Here is a 6,299-nt window from a genome sequence, read left to right as displayed (position 1 = left end):
TGCTCGACGAGGCGCGCGTCGCGCAACAGGTCGAACTTGCTCAGCTTCGCCACGCTCGATGCCACCAGACGATGCCCCACGGCTTCTGCATAAGCAGCGTCGGCGGGCGCCGGATCCACATAGATGCCGCCCGTCTCGAGCCAGTTCTGTTGCAGCAAGCGCAGCTCGCGCAGATATTGACGGCCCGATGCAACTGGCGCCAGCAGCACGAGCTCACTGATCTCTTCATCAGCCGCGACCATCGCAGCAAGCGTTGCCCCGAGGCGTAACCCGCACAACGCGACTTCGGTCACGCCGGTGGTTTGCTTGAGGAAAGCGACTGCCGCGCGGATGCTTTGCAGCCATCGCTCGAGCTGTTCCCGTCCATCGCCGGGATTCTCGGATTCACCGGCGGAGTCGCCCGTGCCGGCGTAGTCGAAGCGAAGTGTCGGCGAACCGGCTGCAGCAAGTTCTTCGGCCAGCACGCGCCAGCCCTTGTGTATCCACATTGCCTCGCGGCCAAACGGCTGACACAGCACGACCCCTCGTGCGGCGGATGGCACGCCCTCGTGTAGCCAGCCAAAGCAGTCATCGAAAGTTACAGGCTTCATCTCGGCATTGCGCCCGGAAAAGGCGTCGTTATTAAGTTGTCTGCGTATTACACGTTTTGTAAGACTTCGGTTCAGTGCGCCCGCACACACACTTTCGACCCGGCCCCGATTTTTTTGCTGCGCGTTTCAAAACATGGGTTGATCGGCCTACCTTGCGCCGTCCGATGTTCGATGTCCCACAGACGCATATTTCTGCGGCAAGTCAAATAGCGCATCACGCCGTGCCGTACAAAAGACGGGACAACGACAAAAAAGCCGGGGAAACACATGGTCAACTCATTTCACGAATCCAGTCAGTCTGCAGCGCCGAGTTTCTCGGTCTGCATCTGTACGCGCGACCGGCCGGAAGACCTTGCCCGGGCGTTGCGCTCGGTCGAGGCATCGACGTATCCGGCGCATCAGATCATCGTGTCGGACGACAGCAAGGAACCGCATACGCGCGCCATGGTGAGCTCCGAGTTTCCCCAGGTCGTGTTTCTCGAGGGACCGCGCCGCGGGCTGGGCGCAAACCGCAATAGCGCGCTCGATGCCGTCACGGGTACGCACGTGGCATTCATCGACGACGACGCCACCCTGTCCCCGGACTTCCTCGCGCGGATGGCCAAGTCGCTTCAGAACGGCGGACAGCATCCGGAAAAGCTTATTGTTACGGGATACGAACTAAATCACGGCACCAAGGTTTTCGCCAACGCAACCACGTTCTTCGGTTTCCAGTCACGACCTTACAGGAGCGGGGATTTCCAGGACACAGTCGTCATCAACAGCGCAGTGTTTCCTGCATGGCTTTTCAAGGTGATCCGCTTCGACGAGCATCTCATCTATGGTTACGATGAGGTCGATATCGTGATGCGCGCCACGCTCCAGGCGAAATGCGTCGTCCGGTTGCTGCCCGACGTGTTCAACTCGCATTTCCCGTCGATGGTGAATCGCGACTACTACAGCTCGTTCACAGAAGCTTCACGTATCTACGTGACGCACAAGCGCTACCGCTGGTTCGAGCGCAATCGTGCGAAGGCGGCCCTGTTTCTGACGCTCGCCGTGGCGCACAACTTACTGCACAACGTCCGTGCGCATGGTCCGAAAGGCCTCGCGCGCAGCGCGCGCACCGTCTCGCTCGCACGCGGCTACATTCGTCGATACACCCCGGAAGGACTGGCTCTGCAAAATGAAAATAACCGTACTAGTACCCACGTATCGTCGAACCTCGGATCTCGCTCGCTGCCTTGATGCGCTCGCGCGCCAGAAGCGCGCGCCTGACGAAGTCCTGGTGGTGTGCCGTGGCGCCGATGAAGAAACGCAGGCATGGCTCGCCATCGAGAAGTCGCGTGCACGTTTGCCGCTCGTTAAGGTCGAGGTTTCGCAGGGCGGTCAGGTTGCTGCGTTGAACGCGGGGCTCGATGCTGTCACCGGCGACATTGTTGCGATCACCGACGACGACGCAGCCCCGCGTCCCGCGTGGCTGCAGCGCATTGAAGCGCATTTCGCGAGCGCGCCTGATGTAGGCGGAGTGGGCGGGCGCGACTGGGTGCATGAACATGGCGCAACGCTCGATGCGTCCGAGCCGGAAGTCGGGCGCTGGCAGTTTCCGGGCCGCGCGATCGGCAATCATCATCTGGGTGTGGGCGCGGCGCGCGACGTCGATTTCCTGAAGGGCGCGAACATGAGTTATCGCGTGAGCGCGGTTCGCAGCAAAGCCATTCGCTTCGATACGCGTTTGCGCGGAACTGGCGCGCAGGTCAACAACGATATGGCGTTTGCATCGGCGGTGCGGCGTGCGGGGTGGCGGCTCGTCTACGATCCGGCAGTGGAAGTGGATCATTATCCGGCGCAACGTTTCGATGAAGACGCGCGTGCGGTGCGCGGCAGCCGGAGTTGGGTTGCTATCGAGAACGAGTCGTATAACCTGCATCTGGTCATACGCGATGAGTATCGCGGCGTACGTCGGCGGATTGCGTTGATGTGGCTGACGGCGGTCGGGCATGGCGCGTGTCTGGGGTGGCTCAATCTTGCGCGCGCCCGGGTGGTTCATCGCGAGGGGACGGCTTTGCAACGGTGGCGGGCGGCGCGCAGCGGCGCGGCCATCGCCAAGAAGGATTTTGCGCAGCGCCGGTTGAGGAATACCCAAGGGGAATTTGCGGGGTGATTTTTGCTCATGCTTGGGGAGGGTTTTTCTTGGTCGGGGTTGATGCCGGGGTGTTGCTGTTTGGGCTTGCCCGCGGTTTTTTCTGACTGCTCTCTTTGGCGCTTTAAACCACCGTGCGTGGTAAATGCGTCAATCGCTTGGCGGTGCGTCTCGCGCGTCCGGGTGCCTGTTGACGGTAATGAGCGGGGTAAGCGCCGGTTGCGCAGCCGCCAGAAGACGAAATATCAGACCGCCGATACTCCGGGCTACTTCGTCATCGAGCTTGAAATTCGAATCCGCAAGCGGCCACGGATTGACGAGCGCTTGAGTCATGAGAGCATCCGCTGACGTGCGCGGAACTGTGCATATGTTGAAGCTCTGATTGTCTTCGTCGAACGTGATTAATACGCCCCTTGGTTTCCGCGTGGTCAAAAGATCTCCCCTTTCCCGGCTAAACAGCGGCCTAAACGATCCGCCGCGCGTTGTTTGCACATGCCCCATGAGGTTGGTTTAGCGGCATACCACGCGCTACATTCCGTCATATCGGCTTCGTATTGTGTCATGCATTCAGCTTCCTCTGCCGGCGTCATAAAGACCGCCGCGAGCGTGTCGTTTGCTTCCGATGCTGCGTTCTTGACGTATTCAAATGGTGCGGCATCGCCTAACGGCGTGCTGCACGTGCCGACTTCCGACACGTTGCCCAAGTCAAAAACCTCATCATCCATCGACGGTAACGCAGACACAACGGCAGACGCTGCAGTCGATGCAAGCGCGGCAAGTGCATCAAGCGCCGCCCACGCTGCCCGATTGCGCGCCGCCTCTGCGATGGTTTCAATGTGCCGAAAGACTTGCGGCGGGCGCGCTGCGCGTTCGGCGTCCTCTACTAGTTGGTGATACTCCGCTAATTCCTCCCGATACGCTTTTGTTCGCGCTTCGAAGATCGCGCCGCGTTCGGCCATATCCGCCGTTTCACGGCGATACCTTTCATCCTCTGAGAGCGCCGGGGCGAAACCGTCATGCGCGGCATAGGCGGGCTTCGCGCGGACGATCACTGCTGCCCCGTTTCGCACCTCCCAGCACAGCGCGTTGATCACGTCGCGCGGCCTACCGCCGTGGGGACTCGGACGATATGACGGTACCGCACGCACAAGGAAAGTTTGGATACGCTCGACAAGCTCCGGCTGGCTCGCCCAATGTTCGAAACTCGCGGCTTTGAATAAAGCTTGCCCGGCATCGAGTGCTTCCTGCTGCTCTTTGGTTCTGCCGTGCGGCGCGTAGTCCCATCGCTTGTAGAGCATGAACCGATGGCCTTGATACTGCATCAACTCCGTTGTCATCCTGATTATTTTGTTGTCGAAACGCCTACGCTAGCGCACTTTTCCGCGCGCCCATCTCAATGAGAGACGTACGCGCGGGCGGTGCGTTGCGATGGTGTTTGCATCGAGGGCTTTGCAGCAACGCGCAGATACCCACACGCTTCGCCACCAGTGTGGGAATCCGTAAATCAGGAAACCCTTCGCGAAAGCCCTGGAAACAACAACTCGGGATCACCTCCGACCGTTACCAGCAGCCCCACCCGCGCCCGCGGCCCTGACGGTCCGTTGTCCCCCTCTTTCCTGCCGCGCTTCCTGAAGCTTGCGGTCCTCGATCGCGCGCTGGTACACCGCAACGTGATCCGCGCAGACACGCTCCACCGAAAACTTCTCGAGATCCCGGCACGCCCGCTCCTTGTATTGCGCCCGCACCGGCGAATCCATCAACAACCAACCAATCTTCGACGCCAGTTGCTGCGGCTGACCCGGCTCCACGAGCACACCCGTGCCCTTGTCAAGCATCTCGGGAACACCATCCACTTTCGTCGCGACGATCGCACAACCCGCTTCGCGCGCCTCGCTCAGGATCAGCGGTCCCGGCGCCTGGTGCGGCGCGAACACAAACACGTCAGCGGACGCAAGATACGAGCGCGGATCTGCCACGAACCCCGCGAACGTCACATACTTCGCAATCCCAAGTTCTTCGGCGAGCATTTCCATCGCGCTGCGGTCCGGTCCGTCGCCCACCAAGTAAAGCTGTGCATCGTGCGTATGACGCACGAGCGCAAACGCGTGCAGGATATCGGCGATGCCGTTGCGCTCGAACATGGACGAAACGCTCACCACAGCCGGACGATGCAGGTTGAGCGGCCGCGGCGCCGGACGCCCGCAATGACGCGGCGTTCCCACCGTCCCGCTCGGGATCACGCTCAGGATGTCGCCCAACACCCCACGCTCCAGCATGACGTCGGCCACCGCGTGACTCACCACGATCACACGATCGCCAAAGCGCATCAGGGACGCACTCTTCTGGATATCGTGATGAATGGTCGTGACGAGCGCAAAGCGGCGGCGCATGCTGCCAAACCGCGATATCAGCGCGCCGGTCATCATGTGCGCATGCACGACATCAGGATTGAAGCGCTCGATCAGCCGGCCGAAACCCGCGATCATCGCCGGCACGCGCCATGGCTGGCGCGACTGCTGCAACAGCACGTGCGTGACGCCATGACGGCGCAGCAACGACTCGTAGCCGCCGCCCGAGGACGCAACGGCAACGTCGTGTCCGTTACGCGCCTGTGTGCACGCGAGATCGATCATTGCATTGACAGTGCCGTTGCCGTTGCACTGCGCATGTGTGGCCAGGTGAACGATTTTCATGACTAGGTTCGCTTCGAGGTTGGACGGCGCCTGGGGCGCCGAGGCCCTTCTTTCTTCTTGCTGGCTCTATGCGCGCACTGAAACAACGCAACATCAATATGAGTCGATTGCTTCGCGATACACCGCCGCAGTCTGCGCCGCAATCACGGGCAGGTCGAAGTGAGCACGCGCGTAAGCACGGCACTGTTCTTCCGTTGGCAGCGTCCGGCGGCCGAGCAACGCGCTGCTCAATCCCGCGCCCAAGGCCTGGAATCCCCCTGCTTCGAGCACGAGCTCCGGACTCAAAGGCGCGACAGCCTCGGGCAAACCGCCGACCGGCGTCACGATCACCGGCGTGCCGCTTGCAAGCGATTCGATGGTCGTCAGTCCAAACCCTTCGAGCGCAACCGTGGGCACCACCGATACATTCGCGGCGCGATACCAGAGCGGCAGCGCTTCGTCGGCGACAAAACCCGCGAGACGCACATGCTGCGAAAGCCCGCGATGTTCGATTCGCGCCTGCAACGCAGCCATGAGCGGTCCCTTCCCGGCAATCGTCAGGAGTACGTCCGGTACGGCCTGGCGCACGATGAACATGGCATCAATAAGATCTTCGAGGCCCATGCGCGAAACCAGCCGGCGCACGCAAAAAAGGATGGGACGGTCCTGCGGCAAGCCGAGCGCGGTGCGCGCGGCATGCTGGTCGACACCGGTGCTGAAGTGATTCACGTCCACGCAGCCCGGCACGATGCGTATCGTGTCCGGCTTCACGCCGTACTGCTTTTGCAGGACGTTGCCAAAGGCCTGGGACAACACGATATGCCGGTCGCCGCGCTGGAACGGCATGTTTATCAGCGCGGCTGATCGATCACTTCCAGCCGGCGTTGCTTGCGCGTTTCCAGACGGTTGTGTATA

At 61.2% G+C, this 6,299-nt stretch carries 7 protein-coding genes; 2 read left to right on the top strand and 5 right to left on the bottom strand.

What is annotated here, in order from left to right; translation table 11 throughout:
- Window positions 1-590 (bottom strand): serine aminopeptidase domain-containing protein (locus ACRXB1_RS27655; RefSeq protein ID WP_449493838.1); only part of this gene is annotated, 590 nt, incomplete at its 3' end.
- Between the two features lie 267 nt (window positions 591-857).
- Here ACRXB1_RS27655 and ACRXB1_RS27650 point away from each other — a divergent pair.
- Both ACRXB1_RS27650 and ACRXB1_RS27645 read left to right on the top strand, forming a co-directional pair.
- Window positions 858-1,817: a glycosyltransferase family 2 protein gene (locus tag ACRXB1_RS27650; protein ID WP_061999573.1), complete on the top strand. Its 960-nt coding sequence runs from the start codon at window positions 858-860 to the stop codon at window positions 1,815-1,817.
- Window positions 1,756-2,733: a glycosyltransferase family 2 protein gene (locus tag ACRXB1_RS27645; RefSeq protein ID WP_375507388.1), complete on the top strand. Its 978-nt coding sequence runs from the start codon at window positions 1,756-1,758 to the stop codon at window positions 2,731-2,733. Before ACRXB1_RS27650 ends, ACRXB1_RS27645 begins: the two co-directional genes overlap by 62 nt.
- A 129-nt stretch (window positions 2,734-2,862) precedes the next feature.
- Here the strand turns inward: ACRXB1_RS27645 and ACRXB1_RS27640 are convergent, their stop codons facing one another.
- From ACRXB1_RS27640 to ACRXB1_RS27625, 4 genes are all read right to left on the bottom strand, one after another.
- Window positions 2,863-3,045 (bottom strand): hypothetical protein, encoded by a 183-nt coding sequence (locus tag ACRXB1_RS27640; protein WP_174362206.1) that lies wholly within the window; start codon window positions 3,043-3,045, stop codon window positions 2,863-2,865.
- Window positions 3,046-3,140: 95 nt separating this feature from the next.
- On the bottom strand, window positions 3,141-3,806 hold the full coding sequence (locus ACRXB1_RS27635) for a hypothetical protein (RefSeq protein ID WP_449493837.1): 666 nt from the start codon (window positions 3,804-3,806) through the stop codon (window positions 3,141-3,143).
- A gap of 453 nt (window positions 3,807-4,259) precedes the next feature.
- On the bottom strand, window positions 4,260-5,405 hold the full coding sequence (locus ACRXB1_RS27630) for a glycosyltransferase family 4 protein (protein ID WP_449493836.1): 1,146 nt from the start codon (window positions 5,403-5,405) through the stop codon (window positions 4,260-4,262).
- A 93-nt stretch (window positions 5,406-5,498) separates the two neighbouring features.
- The coding region (locus ACRXB1_RS27625) for a glycosyltransferase family 4 protein (RefSeq protein WP_449493835.1) at window positions 5,499-6,299 on the bottom strand (801 nt) is incomplete at its 5' end.

This window comes from Caballeronia sp. M23-90 (genome assembly GCF_053574605.1).
This window is presented reverse-complemented; position numbering and strand designations above follow the sequence as displayed.